The organism is Leeia aquatica (assembly GCF_012641365.1).
In the GTDB taxonomy this organism is placed as follows: Bacteria; Pseudomonadota; Gammaproteobacteria; order Burkholderiales; family Leeiaceae; genus Leeia; species Leeia aquatica.
The window spans coordinates 169,389-189,291 of sequence record NZ_JABAIM010000004.1 but is presented as its reverse complement, the minus strand read 5'-3'; the positions used below and the strand labels follow the sequence as shown (position 1 = coordinate 189,291).

At 60.0% G+C, this 19,903-nt stretch carries 21 protein-coding genes; 8 read left to right on the top strand and 13 right to left on the bottom strand.

Annotated features, from left to right (window positions below):
- Positions 1-501: 501 nt before the first annotated feature.
- Positions 502-1,083 carry a YqiA/YcfP family alpha/beta fold hydrolase gene (locus HF682_RS15740; protein ID WP_168878286.1) on the bottom strand — a complete coding sequence of 194 codons (582 nt, stop codon included), beginning with the start codon at positions 1,081-1,083 and terminating at the stop codon, positions 502-504.
- Positions 1,084-1,195: 112 nt separating this feature from the next.
- Between HF682_RS15740 and HF682_RS15735 the strand changes: the two genes are divergently transcribed.
- The 3 genes from HF682_RS15735 to HF682_RS15725 all read left to right on the top strand — a co-directional run bounded on the left by HF682_RS15735 (position 1,196) and on the right by HF682_RS15725 (position 4,925).
- Positions 1,196-2,290, top strand: a complete 1,095-nt coding sequence (locus tag HF682_RS15735) for an HD domain-containing phosphohydrolase (RefSeq protein WP_168878285.1) — start codon at positions 1,196-1,198, stop codon at positions 2,288-2,290.
- A 171-nt stretch (positions 2,291-2,461) separates the two neighbouring features.
- Positions 2,462-3,676, top strand: coding sequence for an HD-GYP domain-containing protein (locus HF682_RS15730; RefSeq protein WP_168878284.1), 1,215 nt, complete (start codon positions 2,462-2,464; stop codon positions 3,674-3,676).
- 217 nt (positions 3,677-3,893) lie between these two features.
- Entirely contained in the window at positions 3,894-4,925 is a 1,032-nt protein-coding gene (locus HF682_RS15725) for a Glu/Leu/Phe/Val dehydrogenase dimerization domain-containing protein (protein WP_168878283.1), read from the top strand.
- 8 nt (positions 4,926-4,933) lie between these two features.
- Here HF682_RS15725 and HF682_RS15720 read toward each other — a convergent pair whose 3' ends face one another.
- Positions 4,934-5,596: a sensor histidine kinase gene (locus tag HF682_RS15720; protein WP_168878282.1), complete on the bottom strand. Its 663-nt coding sequence runs from the start codon at positions 5,594-5,596 to the stop codon at positions 4,934-4,936.
- The gene (locus HF682_RS15715; RefSeq protein WP_168878281.1) at positions 5,584-7,239 is read right to left on the bottom strand and encodes a response regulator; all 1,656 of its coding nucleotides are present in this window, start codon (positions 7,237-7,239) and stop codon (positions 5,584-5,586) included. The genes HF682_RS15720 and HF682_RS15715 overlap by 13 nt, the downstream gene beginning before the upstream one ends.
- A gap of 120 nt (positions 7,240-7,359) precedes the next feature.
- Between HF682_RS15715 and HF682_RS15710 the strand changes: the two genes are divergently transcribed.
- The gene (locus HF682_RS15710) at positions 7,360-8,133 is read left to right on the top strand and encodes a sulfite exporter TauE/SafE family protein (protein WP_168878280.1); all 774 of its coding nucleotides are present in this window, start codon (positions 7,360-7,362) and stop codon (positions 8,131-8,133) included.
- An 88-nt stretch (positions 8,134-8,221) separates the two neighbouring features.
- On the top strand, positions 8,222-8,674 hold the full coding sequence (locus HF682_RS15705) for an Mpo1 family 2-hydroxy fatty acid dioxygenase (RefSeq protein ID WP_168878279.1): 453 nt from the start codon (positions 8,222-8,224) through the stop codon (positions 8,672-8,674).
- A gap of 12 nt (positions 8,675-8,686) precedes the next feature.
- Here HF682_RS15705 and HF682_RS15700 read toward each other — a convergent pair whose 3' ends face one another.
- Both HF682_RS15700 and HF682_RS15695 read right to left on the bottom strand, forming a co-directional pair.
- Positions 8,687-9,046: a darcynin family protein gene (locus HF682_RS15700; protein WP_168878278.1), complete on the bottom strand. Its 360-nt coding sequence runs from the start codon at positions 9,044-9,046 to the stop codon at positions 8,687-8,689.
- Between the two features lie 25 nt (positions 9,047-9,071).
- The gene (locus HF682_RS15695; protein ID WP_168878277.1) at positions 9,072-9,356 is read right to left on the bottom strand and encodes a hypothetical protein; all 285 of its coding nucleotides are present in this window, start codon (positions 9,354-9,356) and stop codon (positions 9,072-9,074) included.
- Positions 9,357-9,576: 220 nt separating this feature from the next.
- Between HF682_RS15695 and HF682_RS15690 the strand changes: the two genes are divergently transcribed.
- Genes HF682_RS15690 through HF682_RS15680 form a run of 3 tightly spaced genes read left to right on the top strand, consistent with a single transcriptional unit; the run spans position 9,577 to position 13,561 of the window.
- Complete coding sequence (locus HF682_RS15690; RefSeq protein WP_168878276.1) at positions 9,577-10,290, top strand: response regulator transcription factor; 714 nt, start codon at positions 9,577-9,579, stop codon at positions 10,288-10,290.
- Positions 10,287-12,362, top strand: a complete 2,076-nt coding sequence (locus tag HF682_RS18030; protein ID WP_205882125.1) for a sensor histidine kinase — start codon at positions 10,287-10,289, stop codon at positions 12,360-12,362. Before HF682_RS15690 ends, HF682_RS18030 begins: the two co-directional genes overlap by 4 nt.
- Before the next feature lie 59 nt (positions 12,363-12,421).
- Positions 12,422-13,561 carry a methionine aminotransferase gene (locus tag HF682_RS15680; protein ID WP_168878275.1) on the top strand — a complete coding sequence of 380 codons (1,140 nt, stop codon included), beginning with the start codon at positions 12,422-12,424 and terminating at the stop codon, positions 13,559-13,561.
- 54 nt (positions 13,562-13,615) lie between these two features.
- On the opposite strand, the gene HF682_RS15675 is transcribed toward HF682_RS15680, so the two are convergent.
- From HF682_RS15675 to rpmH, 8 genes are all read right to left on the bottom strand, one after another.
- Entirely contained in the window at positions 13,616-14,122 is a 507-nt protein-coding gene (locus HF682_RS15675; protein ID WP_168878274.1) for a peroxiredoxin family protein, read from the bottom strand.
- Between the two features lie 97 nt (positions 14,123-14,219).
- Positions 14,220-14,981, bottom strand: a complete 762-nt coding sequence (locus tag HF682_RS15670; protein WP_168878273.1) for a phosphodiester glycosidase family protein — start codon at positions 14,979-14,981, stop codon at positions 14,220-14,222.
- On the bottom strand, positions 14,978-15,844 hold the full coding sequence (locus tag HF682_RS18025) for a PDZ domain-containing protein (RefSeq protein WP_168878272.1): 867 nt from the start codon (positions 15,842-15,844) through the stop codon (positions 14,978-14,980). Before HF682_RS18025 ends, HF682_RS15670 begins: the two co-directional genes overlap by 4 nt.
- A gap of 144 nt (positions 15,845-15,988) precedes the next feature.
- Positions 15,989-17,323: a tRNA uridine-5-carboxymethylaminomethyl(34) synthesis GTPase MnmE gene (gene mnmE, locus HF682_RS15660; protein WP_168878271.1), complete on the bottom strand. Its 1,335-nt coding sequence runs from the start codon at positions 17,321-17,323 to the stop codon at positions 15,989-15,991.
- A 4-nt stretch (positions 17,324-17,327) separates the two neighbouring features.
- The gene (yidC, locus tag HF682_RS15655) at positions 17,328-19,040 is read right to left on the bottom strand and encodes a membrane protein insertase YidC (protein ID WP_168878270.1); all 1,713 of its coding nucleotides are present in this window, start codon (positions 19,038-19,040) and stop codon (positions 17,328-17,330) included.
- 25 nt (positions 19,041-19,065) lie between these two features.
- Positions 19,066-19,275 carry a membrane protein insertion efficiency factor YidD gene (gene yidD / locus HF682_RS15650; protein ID WP_205882124.1) on the bottom strand — a complete coding sequence of 70 codons (210 nt, stop codon included), beginning with the start codon at positions 19,273-19,275 and terminating at the stop codon, positions 19,066-19,068.
- Positions 19,272-19,649, bottom strand: a complete 378-nt coding sequence (gene rnpA, locus HF682_RS15645) for a ribonuclease P protein component (protein ID WP_308418753.1) — start codon at positions 19,647-19,649, stop codon at positions 19,272-19,274. The genes yidD and rnpA overlap by 4 nt, the downstream gene beginning before the upstream one ends.
- Positions 19,630-19,764, bottom strand: coding sequence for a 50S ribosomal protein L34 (gene rpmH, locus HF682_RS15640; protein WP_168878269.1), 135 nt, complete (start codon positions 19,762-19,764; stop codon positions 19,630-19,632). The genes rnpA and rpmH overlap by 20 nt, the downstream gene beginning before the upstream one ends.
- Positions 19,765-19,903: the final 139 nt, after the last annotated feature.

Genomic DNA, 19,903 nt, shown 5'->3' with positions numbered 1-19,903 from the left:
TAAATTACTATTAAAAATTACACAAACGCCATTCGCTACATCAGCTTGGCTTCAACCTGACTCGAAAATCAGCGGTTGGGTTTTGCTGAGTCGATGGATGCATTCTACGGATAAATACCCTTTAGCCTAAGCCACAATCCTACTCAGCCATTGCCTGTTTCTCTTTGATTTGAAAATGAGCAGGATCGTGCAATATCCTCGCTAAAGAGGGACGCTGCATGCGAAGTCCGTGCGGTCAACGACGGCGACAACCTGCTAACAGGTATGAAAGACGGGGGAGGCCTGCCGCTGCGGGCAGGTGATGCATGAGGTCAGAATGACCCGCCGCATGCCGAGGGGGCAACATGATGCGCGACAAGACCAGCCATGCTGCTTGTGCAGGCAGCCACAGCCGCTGGGCCTCACATCAGAACACCCCAGCATGGCTTGGAGAAGGTGCCCGGCAACTTGACGGCACGCAGCAGCGTGAAGGGCATTTGATCTGCTGGATCGGTGCTCAGGTTATCCCCGGCGGGGTAGACAGGCGTACTGCTCGGCAAAAGTGAGGATCTCCGGGAAAAAGCGCTCGAAACCGACAAAACTGTGGTCACCGCCCGCCTCAACCGTTTGGCGGGCGCCTGCCAGCTTGCTGACCCCTTCCCGGTAATTCAGCACTTCATCGCCTTCCTGTGTCATCAGCCAGTAGCGCTCTGGACGCGTTACCGGCACTTCCATCGCTTGCCATACCGCCAGGTCCAGCTCGTTGAGGGTGTAATGCTCCCCGGTATACGGGTTGACGTTGTGGCCCTGAAACCGGCCCAGGTCCCGTGCGGCGTGAATACCGGGATTGATCAGGATCGCGGGCAGGCCGTAGCGCTCGGCCAGCCACAGGCTATAGAAACCACCCAGCGAGCTGCCAATCAGGCATAGCGGTGTCTGTTGCGCTTCAATCAGCTGGGTGAGGGCATCCGCCGCTGCCATCGGGCGGCTGGGCAGAGCGGGTACACGGTAATCGCTGCGTGCTTGTCCGGCCAGATACTGACCCAACTGCACCGCTTTCCACGAACGCGGACTGGATTGAAAGCCGTGCAGATAAATCAGCATGTCACCTCCCTCGGCGCAGCTGATCCTTTGGGCATGGGCAAGGACAGCAGCATGGTCTATAACGCAAATGCTGTGCATGGTAATGCCGTTTACTGTGACCGGGAAGCTTCTCATGGACTACTCGCGCACCAATTTTGCCCTGTTGCCGGAGGTGATCGACCTGATGGCGGAGGCGGTCGAGCATATTGAGCGAGACTTGAACCTGCTGGTACATGATCCGGGGCATCTGGAGCTGCTGCGGGACGTGTTCCGCGAGGTTCACTCGATCAAGGGTAACTTTGCCATGTGCCAAAGCCAGACCTTGACCCAGTTTGGCCATGCCATCGAGAACGTGCTGGCGGCCATGAAGGAGCAGCACTTCTCCTGCACTGCCCTGGTGGCCGAAGCCTTGCTGCTGTCACTGGACCGGCTGCGCGAAATGGCCATCCAGCTGGCCAATGTACATACTCTGGCCGGTCATCAGCCCGAGCTGATCGAGGCAGGCCTCAATCGGCTGGCCGAGGCCCGGCAGCCTCATGTCGATGAGGCCGCGCAAGCGGTGCTGTCGCTGATTTCCGGTCACTACGAGAAGCCCGCCCCCAGCCGTCCCGCACCGGTAGAGATGCGTCACCTGTTTCCACAGGACCTGGAAGCGGATCTGGAATTCTTCCGCAGCCTGGCGCTGGCGCTGGATGCAAAGAACCCCTACTGGACCGACCGCACCAACCTGCAAATCAATCTGGCGATGGAGCTGAACCGACTGGCGGGGCGCCCGGTTGACCCCACCCAGCTGGCCATTGCCATTTATGTACATGACCTCGGCATGGCCTTGCTACCCGAAGCCATGGTGCAAAAGATCGGCAAGCTGGACGAGAGTGAGATCGACGGCATCCGCAATCATGTACAGCAGGCCAGTGAATTGTTATACCGCATGCCTTACTGGCTGGATGCTGCCGAGATGGTGGCGCAACACCATGAGTGGGTCAATGGCAAGGGCTACCCCTTTGGCCTGAAGGAAGAGCGTCTGTGCGAAGGGGGCAAGCTGCTTGCCTTGGTCGATGCCTACTACGCCATGACCAATCCGCGTGCTGACCGCGAGCATGGCCGCTCTTTGCTGCGTGCCGTGTCCGAAATCAATGCCTGCAGTGGCAGCCAGTTTTCCCGTCGCTGGGTGGAAATTTTCAATCAGTGGGCGATGCAGAAAATGCGGCAGACCGATGCCGGGTAGTCTATGCTGAATTCAGGTTCTCCTCGGTAGTGCGTTTAAATGGCGGTAGAGTCAGCTGCCCTCCCTCTTTAGACTCTACCGTTCTTTTTTGCCTGTCGTTCGGGATTCACCGACGGTCACGGGCCTGCCCAGGCGGAATGGTTCCCCAGCGATGTTTCGGACTAACTGACCATGCTGAAGAAAATCACCGTAGAACAAATCAAGCCCGGCATGTATGTGCATGATCTGATTTGTGACTGGATGTCTCACCCCTTTGTCCGCAACCAGTTCCCGCTGAAAACCGAAGCCGAGATCCAGAAGATCCGCGATGCCGGTATCCACGAGCTGTACATTGATACCGACAAAGGGCTGGATGTGTCGGACGCCCCCACCATGGAGGAGGTCAACGCACAGCTGCAGGCGGAGATGCTGGAGGCGGCACAGGAACCGGTTCCAGTCATCCAGGTCAGCGTGGCGGCAGAAATGGAGCGGGCCAAGAAGATCCGCCATCAGGCCACCCGCATTGTCCGCTCGGTGATGCAGGATGTACGGCTGGGCAAGGCCATCAATATGGAAAATGTCGAGCCCCTGGTCGAAGACATCACCTCCTCCCTGATGCGCAATGGTGGCGCACTGACCAGTCTGCTGCGCCTCAAGACCAAGGATGATTACACCTTCCTGCACTCGGTCAGCGTCTGCACCTTGATGGTCACCTTCTGCAAGGCAGTTGGCATTGATACCGAAACCACCCGCCAGGCCGGCATTGGCGGCCTGCTGCACGATACCGGCAAGATGAAAGTGCCAGATGAGGTGCTGAACAAGCCAGGCCGGTTGACCGATGAAGAGTTCGAGATCATCAAGCGCCATCCATCCGACGGGCACGCCATCTTGCTGGAAACCCAGGGTGTGGGCGATATCCCGCTCGACATTACCCTGCACCATCATGAGCGGATGGATGGTAGCGGCTACCCGGACAAACTGCCGGGCGACCAGATCCATACCTTGGCGCAGATGGCCGCCATTGTGGATGTCTATGACGCGATTACCGCCGACCGCTGCTACCACAAGGGCATCCCGCCTGCCGAAGCCCTCAAGAAAATGTGGGAGTGGAGCAAGTTCCACTTCAATCCCAAGCTGATGCAGGCCTTCATGCGCACCATTGGCATCTATCCGGTAGGCACCCTGGTGCGGCTGGAAAGCGGGCGGGTGGGGGTGGTGACCGAACTGCATGAGAGCAATATGCTGGCTCCCCGGGTGAAAGTCTTCTTCAGTATCAAGTCCAACACCTTCATCCCGGTTCAGGAAATCGACCTGTCCAAGCCGATGGGTAAAGGCGGAGCAGACCGCATCCTCAGCCATGAAGACCCGGCAAAATGGAAGATCGACCCGATGCGCTACCTGCAGTAGCGGTTTGCGCGGATTCCCCAAGCCCGGATATCGCAGTTATCATGCGCCTGTGGTGACCACAAGTTGCCACACCTTGCCCCGGACGCATGATTGCACTGTGCCTGTGCGCGCCCGGTTGACCTGATAACGGATCGTTTCGGAGTCTGTCCATGTTTTGCATCCCCCCAGCCGCTTGCTGCGGCGGTCGGCGCTTCGCCCTGAATGTGCGGAGGTCGGCATGAGCCTCTTTGAATTACCCGATTTTGATCAACACGAGCAGGTGGTATTCGTCAGCGACCGCGACAGTGGCTTGCGCGCCATCATCGCGATTCACCATACCGGGCGCGGCCCGGCCATGGGTGGCTGCCGCATGTGGCCGTATGCCGACAGTGTCACTGCCGCAACCGACGCTTTGCGCCTGTCGCGCGGCATGACGTACAAGAACGCCATGGCGGGCCTGCCCATTGGTGGTGGCAAGGCGGTCATCATCGGTGACAGTAAAACCACCAAAACACCGGCCCTGTTTGCCGCGCTCGGCAAGGCCATCGACCAGCTGGGTGGGCGCTACATCACGGCCGAAGACGTGGGCACCAGCCCGGCGGACATGCAATCCGTCCATCAGCGCACCCGCTTTGTGGCCGGACTCGAAGGTGAGCCTGGCCGGGGTGATCCTTCCCCGGCTACCGCGCTCGGCGTACGTGTCGGCATTGAAGCCGCCGTTCAGCACCAGTTGGGCGTCGACCGGCTGCAAGGTCTGACCGTGGCCATCCAGGGTCTGGGCCATGTGGGCTTTGATCTGGCCCGTCAGCTGCATGAGGCCGGTGCCCGCCTGATTGTGGCAGACATCGACCCGAGCCGTACCCAACGGGCCGCAGAGGCATTTGGTGCCCGCATCAGCAGTGTGGACGACATTGTGGCGGCCGAGGCTGAGGTGTTTGCACCGTGTGCACTGGGTGCGGTCATCAATCCGTCCAGCCTGCCACGCCTGCGCTGCCAAGTGGTGGCGGGGGCGGCCAATAACCAGCTGGCCACCGACGACCTGGGTGAGCAGCTGCGTGAGGCGGGCATCCTGTACGCGCCGGACTATGTGATCAACGCTGGCGGCATCATCAAGGTGTGCGCCGAGTACTACCGTGAACCGGCCGACAGCGTGGAAGGCCGTGTGCTGGCCATCAAGCAGACGCTGGCTGAGGTCTTTGCCACGGCAGACCGCGAGGGCATTTCGACCCGCCTGGCCGCGGACCGCATGGCCGAGGCCCGCTTCAGCTGAGCAGCGGGTCAGGGCAACAGGCAACGGAACGCGCCGCCACCCAGCTCGGGGGCGCGTTCCAGCCGGATTTCACCGTGGCGGCCACTCTCCTTGTCGTGATGCGCACGCAGCAGGGTGTCGGCCAGCAGCAACCCGATCCCGGACGCCGCCGGGCGCGACGGGCCCCGGTCGGTATTGCCATAGTGCACGCCATCGTCTTCGATGCTGATGCACAGTCGGCCTTCAAGCAAGGTCAGGGTGAGACGGATACGGCTGCGGGCAAAATCGGCCGCGTTATGCAGGCCATTGCGCAAGGCCAGCCGTAGCAGGCTGGCGTCAAATATCCAGTACAGCGGCACCTCACTGTCCATGAGGGCCTCGAGCTGTAGCGGGCGCTCGCCAATGATCTCCTGCGCTTCCGCCTGCAGCTCCAGCAGCCATTCCTCCAGCGGGACGGTGTTGTAATCCAGCCGGAAATCATCCGCATCCAGTCCAGCGTGATAGATCGCCAGCACTTCCAGTGAACTGTCCACCAGCCGGGTGGCCTGCCGTCGCAACACCTGCAGCTCATCTTGCAGATCACTGGCACGCGGGTCCTGGGTCAGTTGCTCGATTTGCGCCAATACCGTTTGCATCAGGTTCTTGTTTTCGTGCACTGCTGATGCCAGCAGTGCATGGATCAATTGCGCCATAACGCCCCCTGCTTCTGCAGGATACCCAGCAACTTCTGCTTGATGGCCTGCGCCTGTTCCCGGGTGCTTTGTTCCTGCATGGACATCAGCCGGGCCACAATGTCCTCCGCTTGATGCGCATACTGGGTGGAAAATCCTTCCATCTCCAATGCAGCCAGCAAGATCTTGCACAGGTTAATGCCAATCCGGCTGTTACCCGGCATGCGCATATAGGCATCACTCATCAGCTTGACTGCAGTGGCGAAGTCGCGGCGGCTGGCTGCCTGCACCCCTTCGTTGTTGATACGGGTCACCGCTTTCAGCGCCTCTTCCGAGGCATTGGCAAACGCGGTCGGGTGACCATGCCGGGTAAAAAGGCGCTGCAGCTGTTCGCGCAAGGCTTCGTCCGAATGCTGCTCGAGGATGCGCTGCGCCAACGCAAAGGTATCCGGGTGATTGGTCAGCAAGCAAGCCGAGATCAGCTCAGGGGCCAGCTCCTGGCTGATGGTCAGCTCATCGCGATTCAGAATGTCCAGCGCCTTGTCCAGCATGCTGCGCGCATGTTCCAGATTGCCTTTTTCAGCATAGATACGGGACTCCACCACTGCTGCGGTCAGGCTCATGCCGCCCCCCGGCATGGAGCGCTTGGCACCGGCCAGCACCTGCAGAGCCTCATCCGGTTTGCCCAGTTCAGTCTTGACCGCCGCCAGCGCCAGCACATGATCCGCGTTGACGATGTCCGACACCCCGGCCCGACTCACGGTCTTGGCCAGCATGATCTCTGCTGTTAGCAGATCACCATTTTGCCGGGCCAGATCCCCGATCTCGGATATCCGGGCAATGCTGACTGATTTGTCCGCCGCCTTTTGCAAGGTGGCCTGGGCCGCCGTGCCGTCGCCCCGGCTGCGCTGTACTTTGGCCAGGGAGTCGTAGGCGCGCAAGAACAGCGGGTTGTCTGCCACCAGGGCGGCCAGCTCGGCCTCCGCCTCTTCAAGCTGACCGGTCGCCCGCAGGATCTGCGCCATGCCGTAGCGCGCCCACGGTACCGCCTTGTGCTTGAGGATGTCCTGATAAATGGTCTGCGCTTCTTCGTGGCGCTCTTGCTGCAGCAGCAATTCCGCTTTGAGCCGCAGAAAATCCACCGCAAAGCGTGGAGCTTGCTTGAGTCCGGTCTCACAGGCTTGCAGGGCCGACAGTACATCGCGGCTGTCAATGCATCGATTGACCTCGGCCAGCGCCTGCTTGCGCTCAATGGCGCGTGACAAGCGCAGCTTCAGGACATCCGGCGAAAAGGGCTTGATGATGTAATCATCCGGGCCGTACTCGGCGGTCGCCACCACCTTTTCATACATGCGCTCGGCGGTGATCATCACAAAGATGGTGTCCAGCGACAGCAGCTTGGTGAGCCGCAACTCCTCCAGCAGCTCCTGCCCGTTCATGCCATCCATGTCCAGCATGTAGTCGCACAGGATCAGGTCGAACTGTCGGGCAGCGATTTTCTTGCGTGCCTCCGCCGCACGTTGGGCAAACTCCAGCTTGTTGAGCTCAAAGCCGTTCAGCATGGATTTGAGTGTGCCACGCATGCCGAGGTTGTCTTCGACAATCAGCGCACTCAGCTCTTCAAACTGGATCAGCTGTGGCCCTGCTACAGGCTGTAAGGCCATATCACCCCCTGTCATACGCAGGTCATTTTTTCATTGTAGCGCTTATTTCTAATGTCATCTGTTGCATACGGGCAAGTTTGACAGCCGTTACAATGACCCTTTGCCTTTGGAGCACAGACCATGGAGTGGTGGTCACTGGTTTTGATTCTGCTGGCGGCGTTTACGGCCGGGCTGATCGACGCAGCGGTAGGCGGTGGCGGGCTGGTGCAAGTGCCTGCCCTGTTCGGCATTTTCCCGAGAGAAATCCCGGCCACCCTGCTCGGTACCAACAAGCTGTCCTCCAGCTTTGGCACCCTGCTGGCGGCCAGCCGCTATGCCCGCAAGGTCAATATTGACTGGCGGGTTACCCTGCCCGCTGTCATCGGCTCATTCGTACTGGCTTTTGTCGGTGCCTGGCTGGCCCGGCGACTGCCCAAGGAGGTGATGCGCCCTCTGGTGGTGACGCTGCTCTTGCTGGTGGCTGCTTATACCTTACGCAACAAACAGTTCGGCCGTGATCACCAGCCTCATGACCATGGCCGCTGGACCGTCTGGCTGGCGCTGCTGACCGGCGGCAGCATTGGTCTGTATGACGGCTTCTTTGGGCCCGGCACCGGCACCTTCTTGCTGTTTGCCTTCATCCGGGTATTTGGTTTCGACTTTCTGCACGCCTCGGCCAGCACCAAGCTGGTGAATCTGGCGTCCAATGTTGCCTCAGTCATCCTGTTTGGCCTCACTGGCAACATCCTGTGGCAACTGGGGTTGGCGATGGCGACCGCCAATATTGCCGGTGCCTGGCTGGGTAGCCATATTGCCATCCGCTATGGCAATCAGCTGATCCGCAAGTTATTTATTGCACTGGTCAGTGTGCTGATTGCCAAGCTGCTGTGGGACACCCTGCACACGCTAATTTGAATGACTGTTCGCAGCTGAAAAAGCATGCTAGTCTGATTCAAAACAGAATCAGGGTTCATCATGAAACCCGCCCGTGAGGAGACGCTACATGCAACCCGTACAGCTTTGGTTGGACCAGTATGGCTGCAGCCATCAAAACCCGGTCAACAAGCGCATTCACTGGCTTTGTGTCCCACTGATCATGTGGAGCCTGCTCGGCCTCTTGTGGCTGCTGCATGTGCCCGGCCTGCCCTTGCTCAATGGCGCTGTCGTGCTGATGGCGGTGGCGTTGCTGTTCTACTGGCGGCTCTCACCCACCCTGTTTCTGGCCATGGCGATCATGACCGCACTCATGCTGGCAGCGTGGTGGGGGCTGGCAGCGCTAGGCGCGCCCGTCGCAGCCATTGCGGCCGCCGTGTTTGTGCTGAGCTGGATTGCGCAATTTTACGGGCATAAGCTCGAAGGCAAGAAACCCTCTTTCTTTCAAGACGTCCAGTTCTTGCTGATCGGGCCGCTGTGGGTAGTCGCATTCTGGTTCCGCCGCCAAGGCTGGCGGTACTGATCATCCGGCGCTTCATACACTCTCTTCCAGCGAGAAGGGCTGTTCTGAACTGACCGGCATGGCCTCATAACTCTCCATGCTGCTCTCCACCGTCGGAATGATGTGGCTGATGCCACACATCTCCGACAGCGAGGACGCCGCCAGCGCATCCAGCAGCGCGTGATAGGCCGGCAGATCATTGGTCTCCAGCATCACCACGTCACACACCTGGGGCGAGTAATACTCGCCATCAAAGAAGCGCATCATCACGGTGGGAAAGCGGGCAAACACCGGAAACAGCTCCGTCGCGATGTAGTGGCTGCGCTCCAGTGGACTCATCCCGACCCAGCGCACAGTCGGTTTCAGATGCAGGAAGTAGGTGTGGCGAAACATGATCATGTGTCCTGAATGGTCGACCTTACAAACGCACACTCTTGAGGCAGGCAGAGACAAATACCAGATGGACGCTGCAACGGAACTGCACCGGGCGGGCCACCACCGCACGCCCGACTTGCGGCGCGCGTTGCGATTCGGCAGCGCGGGTGGGTGCACTGAACTGAACGGGTCGTTCAGCAGTTTGTGTGGCCGCACTGGACGACATTGCCAGCAACAGGCAGAACGCCCCCAGCAGCACCCCGACCAGACCGGCACGCCAGATGGACGCCAGTACGGTATTGAACAGCTCGCGCGCAGGCATGATCATGATGGACTCCCTGATGTTTTTATCTGTTCGGCATGATGCAGCAGCATGCCCGGAGCATGCAAAACCGCTGCCATGACAACATATGCAGCCCAAGGGAGCGTTCGCTGCCAGCACCGCCGTGTTTGCCGACACAACGGAATAAATCTTCACAATATCCCTGCAAAACCCGCGGGATGCGGGATAATGCACTGTCATGATGTTGAAAAATGCAGGAGCAGCCATGTTCAAGGTGGCACTGATCGAAGATGATGTCCCGACCAGCAACCAGCTGCGGGGGTGGATCGAATCGACCAAGCCGGGCATTACCGTGCATCAATGGTTTACCCGCGACGATGCCGAAGCGGCCATTACCCGGGAAAACTACGATCTGGTGGTACTCGACATCGAGCTGGGCCGTGAACGCCACGCTGGTGTGGCCATCATCAACGTGATCAACAAGGACCATGGCACCCCGGTGCTGGTGGTGTCCGCCATGCCGGCCACCATCTACCGCAGCATCATGAAGGCGCTGGATGCCTGGGATTACCTGCAGAAAAGCACATTCGAGGAAGCCGATTTTCTCGATACCTTCATGGAAATGCTGCGCGCCGCCCGCACCCGCAAGGAAGTCCAGCAGGCGCCCGCTGCGCAAACGCCGGATGAACTGCACCTCGACCCCTTGCGCCAGACCTCGCCCACCTGGCGCGGTCAGCGGGTGAACCTGCCGCTGACGGCACAGCGCATCCTGTCTGCGCTGTATCAGCAGCGTGGGCAGGTGGTGTCTTACGATGACCTGTTCATGGTGGTGAAGAGCGGGCGCAATCGTGACAACATCCGCAAGCATGTCAGCACCATTCGTGACGCTTTCCGAGAGATTGACCCCAGCTTTGACGGTATCGAGAACGTGCCGATGCGGGGCTTCCGCTGGGTTGAGCCTGGCTCACGCCATTCGTGAAATTCCTCGCCCGACTGCACCCCAAGCGCTACCGGCTGCGGCTGCTGTTCCGCGGCTCATTCTTGCTGCTGGCGCTGGCCATCCTCGGCATGACCTACTTTGTGCTGCGTGAAGAAAAAGCACTTAGTTACCAGAATTACCAGAATGGCTTCCGCAAGACCTTGGGCCAGATCGTAGCGCGGCTGCGCCACCCTTCCGGGCAACTGGCCCTGCTCAACCCGGCTGCGGCCAGCAGCAAGCCCACCCCGCTACGCCCGCTGTTGCTGCCGTTCTCCGCGCTGGATTTCGACGATCAGAGCAAGGTGCAGCAAGGCATCGAAATGTCCGGCTGTCTGGTGCAGTACCCGGATAACGGCGCGGCCTGCGTGGCCATCGGCAACAAGCCGTGGGCAGGAGGCTTTTTCTATGTGGCAGGCCGCTTCGCCAGCCCCGACCTGCAAAACCACCCGCGTGGGGACAAGTGGGTGGAGATGGCGCACCGGGTGCGTATCACCGCTCAGGTTCGGGGGCAAACCTATCAATGGATCGCCCCGGTTGAACTGTCCGAGCAGCAGAAACCCAGCCAAGGTCTGCGCGGTCGCCTGACCGGCTTCATCGGCAGCAGTGGCCCGCTGCTTCATGCCAAGCCGGACAAGGAATTCCGCGGCTGGATCTGGCAAGAACCTTATTGCGTAGAGGACGACCCCGCACCCGTCTCGGTGTGCAGCAAGCGCAGTTTCTTCTCGGTTCGCCTGCCGATTGCGGCGTTGCAGGGGGATGTGCTGCATCAACCTCGAGCGCTGTGGCCTCCGGCTGATCTGGCCCAGATGCAAGTGCGCGTCGAGGTTTTGGCGCCCGGGGAAGGTTTGCCACTGTTTGACAGCAATCGCCCGCAGGCCACCCCGCTGTTCAGCCTGAATGACCTGGCTCCGCTGCTGTTGCCCGGCGAGACCCTGCAAATCACACGGCCCGGTAGCCATGACAAACCGTACTGCCTGATTGGCAGCAGCGACAGCAACAATGACGCCTCCCCCCTGATCCAGCGGCTGATTGGTGAGCTGCGGGTGGAGGGTGGCGATGCGCCCTTGGTGCTGCAAGATGAGATTGCCACCCCGCTCGGCAATTATGAGCTGAAGCTGACCGGTGATGTGCGCACCGTCAACCAGTCGCTGTCGCGCGTCGCCACCCGCATTTCCTGGATGGTGGCCGCGATGCTGACCGCCATTGCCGTGGTCTGGCTGCTGATGGAGGCCAGCCTGATCCGCCGCATCATCGTGCTGCAGCAACGGGCCAACCGGGTATCCCGTTCCATGCACCTGGGCGATGGCCTGGCCCAGCTCGACCTGAATGACTTGCGCGGCAGCGATGAGCTGGGGGTACTGGCCGCCTGCCTGAGTGACCTGCTGCAACGGGTGCGGGAGGACCTGAACCGCGAGCGCATTCGCGCCGAGCAGGAAAAGGACATGTGGCATGCGGTCGGCCATGAAATCATGTCGCCACTACAATCGCTCAAAGCCCTGCACGGTACCGATGATAACGAAAGCAACCGCTACATCAACCGCATGCAGCAGGCGGTGCGGGTGTTGTACGGCAGTGCCTCGCCCAGTGAGGCGATCCAGTCCACCACCCTGGATGTGGACGTCATCGACCTCAATGCCTTCCTGCATAATGTGGCGAGCAATGCCCACTTCATCGAGGTGGACAACGTCTGGTACGTGGGTGACATTCACCCGCTGCTGGTTCGCGCTGAGGAATACGCGCTGGAGGACGTGGTGTCGCACATCCTGCGCAATGCCGCCCGCTACCGGGTGGAGGGCAGCCGCATCACCATTACCCTGCAGACCACCCCCACCACGGTATCGGTCAGCATCCACAATCAAGGCCCTCCGATTGATGACGAGATGCTGGACAAGGTGTTCGAATACGGCGTATCTGACCAGCTGGACTCCGGCGCCAACGGCAACCGGGGTCAGGGCCTGTTTGTCGCCAAGACCTATATGGCCAAGATGGGCGGTACCATTGCGGTCAGCAATATTGATGACGGCGTGTGCTTTGTGCTGACCCTGCAGCGCGCTGCCGACAGCAAGCGCTGAACCTCGTCGTTTCACGTGAAACTGCGGGATGCTGAGGCATCCCCATACATGGAGCACGCATGGAGTCCAAACTGCCCGGAGTGGGTACCACCATCTTCACCGTCATGTCGCAGCTGGCGCAGCAGCATGGGGCCATCAACCTGTCGCAGGGTTTCCCGGACTTCCCCTGTGATCCTGTGTTGCTGCAGGCCGTCACTCAGGCCATGCAGGACGGCCACAATCAGTATGCCCCGATGCCGGGCCTGCCGCGCCTGCGCGAGGTTCTGGCGCGCAAGCTGGAAGCGGCCTATGGGCAAGCCTACGATCCAGAGCATCAAATCACCGTCACCGCCGGGGCCACCCAGGCGCTCTACACCGCCATCACGGCGCTGATTCAGCCGGGTGACGAAGTGCTGCTGTTTGAACCGGCGTATGACAGCTATGGCCCGGCCATCCGCCTCAATGGCGGTATCGAGCAACGTATCAGCCTGCGCCCGCCGCAGTATGCGATCGACTGGACCGAAGTCCAGCGCCGCGTCACCCCGCGCACCCGTCTGCTCATCCTCAACAACCCGAACAATCCCAGCACCGCCATGCTCAGTGCAGATGACCTGCAGCAGCTTCGTACGCTACTGCAGCAATGGCCACAGCTCTATGTGCTGTCGGACGAAGTCTATGAACACATCGTGTTTGATGGCGCGGCACACCAGAGTCTGGCCCGTGACCCTTTGCTGGCATCCCGCAGCATGCTGGTATATTCGTTCGGCAAGACCTTCCACGCTACCGGATGGAAGATCGGCTACTGCGCAGGCCCGGCAGACTGGATGCAGGAATTCCGCCGGGTCCACCAGTTTCTGGTGTTCTCGGTCAATACCCCGATGCAACATGCACTGGCAAACTATCTGCAAACGCCCGCGCATTATCTGGCCCTGCCCGCGTTCTACCAGGCCAAGCGCGATCGCTTTGTAGCGGCCATGGTGACTTCCCGCTTTGTACTGCTACCCTCGCGTGGAACCTACTTCCAGCTGGCCCGCTATGACCGGATCAGCGATATACCGGATACCGAGTTTGCACAGTGGCTCACGCGTGAGCATGGGGTGGCGGTGATTCCGCTTTCTGCCTTCCATGCGGATGGCACCGACCATGGCATCATCCGCTTCTGCTTCGCCAAGCAGGATGCCACGCTGGATGCTGCGACTTCGCGGCTGTGCCGGGTCTGACCGGCAATAAAAAACGCGCCCTAGGGCGCGTTTTTCCATGTCAGGATAGCCTGCTCAGCTGCGTTGCAGCTCTTGCTCGATAAGCTGATGCATGGCGGCAAAGTCCGGCTCACCCACATACTTCTGCAGCAGGCGGCCATCCTTGCCGATCAGGAAGGTGGTCGGGGTGGCCATCACCTGACCAAACTGGGCACTGAATGCCTCCACCAGCTTGCCATCGGTATCGAGCGTGACCTTGAAGGGCAGTTGCCGGGTCTGGGCAAAGTTCATCACATAGTCCGGGCGGTCATAGCTCATCGCCATCGCCACCATCTCATAGCCCTTGCCGTGATACTTCTGGTAGGTCTCCACCATCTTCGGCATCTCAGCCACACAGCCGGAACAACTGGTCGCCCAGAAATTCACCAGCACCACCTTGCCGCGTAACTGTGACAGGCGCCCCTGCTCACCTTTGATGGTGGTGAACTGGACATCGGGCGCCGTCGGCGTCTGGCTGCATGCCAACAGCAGGCCGGTGCTCAGGGCAAGTGCGGCAAGACGCAAAAGGCGGAAGCGCTTCATGATCAACAACCTGTCATTCAAATACCTGGATTCAGAAAGCTATTCTAGCGCGAAGTTCCCGCGCTGTCGCACACCGTACGGCAGCAGCTGCGCCAGATCAAGGCGGGCTGACTGGTGCAACCACCCCCAGCATCGGTCCCAGCTGAACCTGCGGTGTCAGAAACGGCGCGGGGTAGAAGGTCGAAATGGCCCCATCCAGATACAGCGCAGACTGGCAGCCCAGACGCTGCTGCAACAGCTTGGCAAACGGGTAAAAGCTGACTGGAGAGCCGGTCGTCACCAGCGATACGGTCTGCGCATCTTGCACACATACCGCATTGCGCACCGTCTTGTTACGCGACGCGGGGTTAAACTGTGGGTTGATTTTGCCATCCACCAGCAACAGCGGTCCGGACTGGGTGGCATACTGCACCGCCGCACGCTGCATGTCCGTGCGCTTGAGCCATGCACGGGTGCTGACAATCTCTGCCCGCCCCGCATGCACGAGGAACACCCCGTTGGGCTGCATGTAGAAATTGCCATATCCCGACGTCCTCGGGTTGGCTTCCCGCCATGTCCTGCCCTGCTCGATGTACAAGCCCAGCGGCCGCAACGACTGCTCATAAATGCCGGCGTTCACCGCACAAACCAGCTGCAAACCCTGCGGTTTGAGTTGTGCGGCCAGCGCAGGCAGCGAGGCATAGGGATGGCCTTGGGGGTTACGCCAGAACGTGCGTAACTGATCCTGCCGCAGGTCAATACGGCAGACGGCGAGCTGAATGCCATCGAATGTGGGGGAAGAAAGCGCTGCGGCTTGCACTGTTCCTGTCAGCCCCAGACCTATCAGCAAGCTGTACTTCACGCTTATGGCGTGTATCAATTGATCTGCAACCGGAACAGTTTCTTCTCACCTTTGCGGGTATAGACCACTGCCAGAACAGGCCCAGCCTGATTATTCGGGGTGGCTTTCTGCAAGTCTTCGGCATGATACAGAAAAACACCATTGGCATATTTTAGTACGTCGCCGGGCTGAATTTGCGCCTTTGCTGCAAAGGAATCCTTGACCACATCGGTCACCATCACCCCATAGCCGGGGTCCCCTTTCAGCGAGGATTGTTCCGCCGACAGGCTTGCCACACTCAGCCCCAGTATGGTTGAAGTGTAACTTGATGGCGGAGGCACTTCTTTTGGGGGAACTTGCATGCCCAGCATTTCTGCACCATGTGCATCAAACATGGACAAATCAAACAACTGCTCATCAGTCAATGTGCCGGTAATGCTTTGCTCTTCACCAGTCAAACGGAACTCCACTTTGCCCGCCGTCGCCATTTTTCTCAGCAGCGCGGGGGTCAACCGGAAGGTGGCGGACTCACTGGCAGTTTCATTATCCACGATCTCCAGGCTCTTCAGACCACCTGGACCCGACACTCGAATGATTTCGCCGCCATCCAGCTTCAAGGCCAGACTTTCGCCTTCTGTAACAAGCACCCAACGCGGTGTCCTCATGTCAAAGCGGATCCAGTAGGGCGCATGCTTATTCTTGACAGGTAACTCCATGTGCAAGCTGACATCCACATAGCGCCTCGTCCAGAACGAGCCGCCTACCAGATCCGGGCTGGAAGACTGGCTGAAGAAGTGCTTCTCACCCGTAAAGTCATCTTTGCGGACATAGATGTCTGTTGCTGTCGCGCATTGCATTGAACTCAGCAGGACAAGCGACAAAGCCAGAAGCCATTTCTTCACGTTTTGCTACTCCGGCGCAGTAGGGATGAGAAGGGTAACCCAAGGGATAACCGCACAATCGAGGGCATACCTGGCATGATGGCAAAGTGCGGGAGACCGCACAAGTACTGACCACTCAGTCGGGCAAAAGCAATACTGAAGGCGTTACTTGCCAATGCAGAAGCGGCTGAAGATTTCCCCCAGCAGATCGTCGGCGGTGAACTCGCCGGTGATGCTGCTGAGTTGCTGCTGGGCCTGGCGCAGGTCATCGGCGAACAGTTCAATCTGCTGCCAGCCCGCTTCGGCGCGTTCCAGTGCCTCGCTGGCGGCGGCCAGTGCGGTGAGGTGGCGTTCGCGGGCCATGAAGACGCCCTCGCCGGAGTGCCAGCCTGCCACGTGCAGGATTTGCTGTCGCAGCAGGTCGACCCCGTCACCTTGGCGGGCTGACAGGCGTACGCGCATGCCGTCTGCGCCCAGCTCGCTGGCGGCGGTCTCGCCGGAGAGGTCAATTTTGTTATAAACGGTGATGCGGGGCACCGCTGGCAGGGTATCCAGTATCGCCTGCTCAGCCGGGGTCAGGCCGTGCTGGGCGTCTACCAGCAGCAGCACCAGGTCTGCCTTGTCCAGTGCGGCACGGGTGCGGGCGATGCCCAGCTGTTCAACATGATCATCGGTCTGGCGCAGGCCAGCGGTATCGATCAGGTGCAGCGGGATGCCTTCGATATGGATCAGCTCGCGCAGACTGTCGCGGGTGGTACCAGCGGTATCGGACACGATGGCGACATCGTCGCCGGCGAGCGCGTTCATCAGGCTGGACTTGCCAACATTGGGCTGCCCCACCAGCACCACATTCAAGCCATCGCGCAGCAGGCGGCCCTGACGGGCTTGCCCGCGCAGGGTGGCGAGCGCGGCACGCAGGCTGCGCAACTGGCCCAATGCATCGGCCGCCTCGAGAAAATCGATGTCTTCTTCGGGGAAATCGAGGGTGGCCTCCACCAGCATGCGCAGCTGGATCAGGCCTTCCACCAAAGCATGTATCTGCCGGGAAAAGTCGCCAGACAGCGAGCGCATGGCGCTGCGCGCCGCCTCTTCCGAGCTGGCCTCGATCAGGTCAGCCACGCTTTCAGCCTGCGCCAGATCCAGCTTGTCATTGAGAAAGGCGCGGCGGGTGAATTCACCGGGCTCGGCGAGGCGGGCGCCTAGCTGCAAACAGCGCTTCAGTAAACGCTGCAGCACGGCGGGGCCGCCGTGGCCTTGCAGCTCCAGCACATCTTCACCGGTAAAGGAATGCGGGGCCGGGAAGTACAGCAACAGGCCGCTGTCGATGGCCTCACCCGCTTCATCCTTGAAACGGACAAGCGTGGCGTGTCGCGCTTGCGGGGTCTTGCCCGTCAGCGCGGCCGCCAGTGGCTGCAACGCCGGCCCGGACAGGCGGATGACCCCCACGCCACCGCGCCCGGGCGCAGTGGCGATGGCGGCAATCAGGTCTGCGGGCTGCATGGCCTCACTTGCTGCTGGCCTTGGCCGGCTGGGTGGGCTTGATGCCCATCTGCGCGTAAATCACCTTTTGCTGAATGATGGTGAGGATGTTGTTCACCAGCCAGTACACCACCAGGCCCGACGGCGAGAAGAAGAAGAACACACTGAACATCAGCGGCATGATCTTCATCATCTTGGCCTGCAGCGGGTCCGTCGGGGCCGGGTTCAGCGTGCTCTGATACCACATGGAAATGGCCATCAGCACCGGCAGGATGAAGTACGGATCGGGCTGCGACAAATCCTGAATCCAGCCCAGCCACGGTGCCTGACGCAGCTCCACCGCACCCAGCAGCACCCAGTACAGGCCCATGAAGACCGGCATCTGGATCAGCATGGGCAGGCAGCCGCCCATCGGGTTGACCTTTTCGGTCTTGAACAGCTCCATCTGCGCCCGGCTCTGTTGCTGACGGTCGTCCGGGAATTGTTCCTTGATGCGCTGCAGACGCGGGCCGAGGTCACGCATCTTGGCCATCGAGCGGTAGCTGGCGGCAGACGGGTAATAGAACAGTGCTTTCAGCAGCACGGTCAGCGCAATGATGGCCCAGCCCCAGTTGCCCACCAGGGCATGCAGCTTCACCAGCAACCAGAACAGCGGCTCGGCCACCACCGCAAAAATACCGTAGTCCTTGGTCACCACCAGGCTCGGCGAGGCTTTCAGCAGTTGCTCCTGCTCTTCCGGGCCAACGAACAGCGGCATGCTGTAAGTCAGGGATTTGCCAGCAGCAACAGCCGGCAGCTTCAGCTGGGTGCCAATGGAGTACAGGCCATTACTGGTCTTGCCCAGCACAAACTGGCGCTGCGTGCCCTTGCTGCAGTCTTCCTTGTCGTAGCCCGCCTGGACTGGCGGCAGCCATGCAGCGATAAAGTAGTGCTGCACCATCGCCACCCAGCCATTGTTACACTGGGTGACATGGCTGATCTTCTCCGGGTTTTCCAGACCCTTGGTGATGTCCGCAAAGCTGACCTTCTGATACTTCTTCTGGTCGGTATAGATGGCGGCACCGGTAAAGGCACTGGAGAAACGGGTCTTGCTTTCGGGTTCGATGCCATCACGCAGGATGCGGTAATAGGCTTCCGGCACCACCGTACTGCTGCCCTTGTTCTGGATCTGGAAGGCCACGTCGATCACGTAGCTGTTGCGATGGAAGGTCAGCAGCTTGGTGACGGCCAGGCCATTCTGCTCGGGTGCAGTCAGCGCCACCACTAGCTTGTCCTGACCCTTGTCCAGCATGCGGATACCGGTTTGCGCCTGATAGACGGTATGGCGGGTCGGCAGACCGAGTTTGGCACTCTCATCACTGAACGCACTTTGCGCCACATAGAGGTGACGGCCAGCGACCGGGTTGACGCTATTGTCCAGCAGCAGGAAGGGTTCTTTCGGCTTGTTAGTATCACCGTGCTTGAGCACCCACAGCTTGCGGATGTCGCCACCGGTCAGGTCAATCTCGGCACGGATCAGGTCGGTATTGACCGTGATGATGCCTGCCGTTTTCAGCGTGGCTTCGTCCACCGTCGGCTTGCCAGCAGCCTGAGCCGGGGCCGGTTCCGCTGCAGGTGTACTGGCCGGACGATTCTGTTGCGCCGCCCATTCCGGATAACGGTACTTCTGGTACTGTTGCCAGCCCAGCAGCAAGGCCATGGACAGGACAATGAAAATCAGCAGACGACGAGGTTCCATCAATCAAACCTATCTGTAACAGGGTTCAGGGCACCGGGTCGTAACCACCCTTGGACCAAGGATGGCAACGGGCAATGCGCCACAAGGTCAACCTGCTGCCACGCAGCGCACCATGTCGACGCAGGGCTTCTTGCGCGTAGCAGGAGCAGGTTGGGGAAAAACGGCAACTGGGCGGCAGCCAGGAACTGAGCAGCAGTTGATAAGCGCGGATCAGTAGCAGCAGCACGCGGGTCATGATGATACGCGTAACCGGCGTGAGAGGGAAAACAGTTCCTGGCGGAACAGGTCTGACTGGCTCGGCAACAGACGAGCTTGCACGCGGATCACCACGTCGTGCCCGGCAAACAGGGCGCGGTGCAAACGGAAGAACTCACGGCATACCCGCTTGGCGTAGTTCCGGTCGTGCGCAGCCTTGGCCACTTTCTTGCTGACCACAATGCCGAGCCGGGGCAAGCCTCCAGGTACCGGACGGTACAGCAACTGGAAGTACTGGCCACGAAAGGAACGCCTGAAACCAAAAACGGATGAATACTCATCCGTTTTGGTCAAGCGATACTGCCGTGAAAAGCGGTGATCAACACCGCCTGCATCAGACGCCGAGACGGGCACGGCCCTTGGCACGACGAGCAGCAATAACGGCGCGACCACCCTTGGTGCGCATGCGGACCAGGAAGCCATGGGTGCGCTTGCGGCGGACGACCGAGGGCTGGAAGGTGCGTTTCATGGTAATTCCTTATGGGATTTCGTACAAAATCAAACGCGCAATTTGACACTGTTACCCCCCATCCTGTCAAGCGCTATTTTTGGGATAAACTGTGGATAACTCGGGGTAAACGGGCTACAATCCGCCCGATAGTCCGGCG

Coding starts and splice junctions, on each gene's coding strand:
- HF682_RS15705 (WP_168878279.1), top strand. CDS start 8,222: ATGCAACCCGTACAGCTTTGGTTGGACCAGTATGGCTGCAGCCATCAA.
- HF682_RS15675 (WP_168878274.1), bottom strand. CDS start 14,122: ATGAAGCGCTTCCGCCTTTTGCGTCTTGCCGCACTTGCCCTGAGCACC.
- HF682_RS15695 (WP_168878277.1), bottom strand. CDS start 9,356: ATGATCATGCCTGCGCGCGAGCTGTTCAATACCGTACTGGCGTCCATC.
- HF682_RS15725 (WP_168878283.1), top strand. CDS start 3,894: ATGAGCCTCTTTGAATTACCCGATTTTGATCAACACGAGCAGGTGGTA.
- HF682_RS15690 (WP_168878276.1), top strand. CDS start 9,577: ATGTTCAAGGTGGCACTGATCGAAGATGATGTCCCGACCAGCAACCAG.
- HF682_RS15715 (WP_168878281.1), bottom strand. CDS start 7,239: ATGGCCTTACAGCCTGTAGCAGGGCCACAGCTGATCCAGTTTGAAGAG.
- HF682_RS15720 (WP_168878282.1), bottom strand. CDS start 5,596: ATGGCGCAATTGATCCATGCACTGCTGGCATCAGCAGTGCACGAAAAC.
- yidD (WP_205882124.1), bottom strand. CDS start 19,275: ATGACCCGCGTGCTGCTGCTACTGATCCGCGCTTATCAACTGCTGCTC.
- HF682_RS15735 (WP_168878285.1), top strand. CDS start 1,196: ATGGACTACTCGCGCACCAATTTTGCCCTGTTGCCGGAGGTGATCGAC.
- HF682_RS15710 (WP_168878280.1), top strand. CDS start 7,360: ATGGAGTGGTGGTCACTGGTTTTGATTCTGCTGGCGGCGTTTACGGCC.
- rpmH (WP_168878269.1), bottom strand. CDS start 19,764: ATGAAACGCACCTTCCAGCCCTCGGTCGTCCGCCGCAAGCGCACCCAT.
- HF682_RS15680 (WP_168878275.1), top strand. CDS start 12,422: ATGGAGTCCAAACTGCCCGGAGTGGGTACCACCATCTTCACCGTCATG.
- HF682_RS15730 (WP_168878284.1), top strand. CDS start 2,462: ATGCTGAAGAAAATCACCGTAGAACAAATCAAGCCCGGCATGTATGTG.
- yidC (WP_168878270.1), bottom strand. CDS start 19,040: ATGGAACCTCGTCGTCTGCTGATTTTCATTGTCCTGTCCATGGCCTTG.
- HF682_RS15740 (WP_168878286.1), bottom strand. CDS start 1,083: ATGCTGATTTATCTGCACGGCTTTCAATCCAGTCCGCGTTCGTGGAAA.
- HF682_RS15700 (WP_168878278.1), bottom strand. CDS start 9,046: ATGTTTCGCCACACCTACTTCCTGCATCTGAAACCGACTGTGCGCTGG.
- mnmE (WP_168878271.1), bottom strand. CDS start 17,323: ATGCAGCCCGCAGACCTGATTGCCGCCATCGCCACTGCGCCCGGGCGC.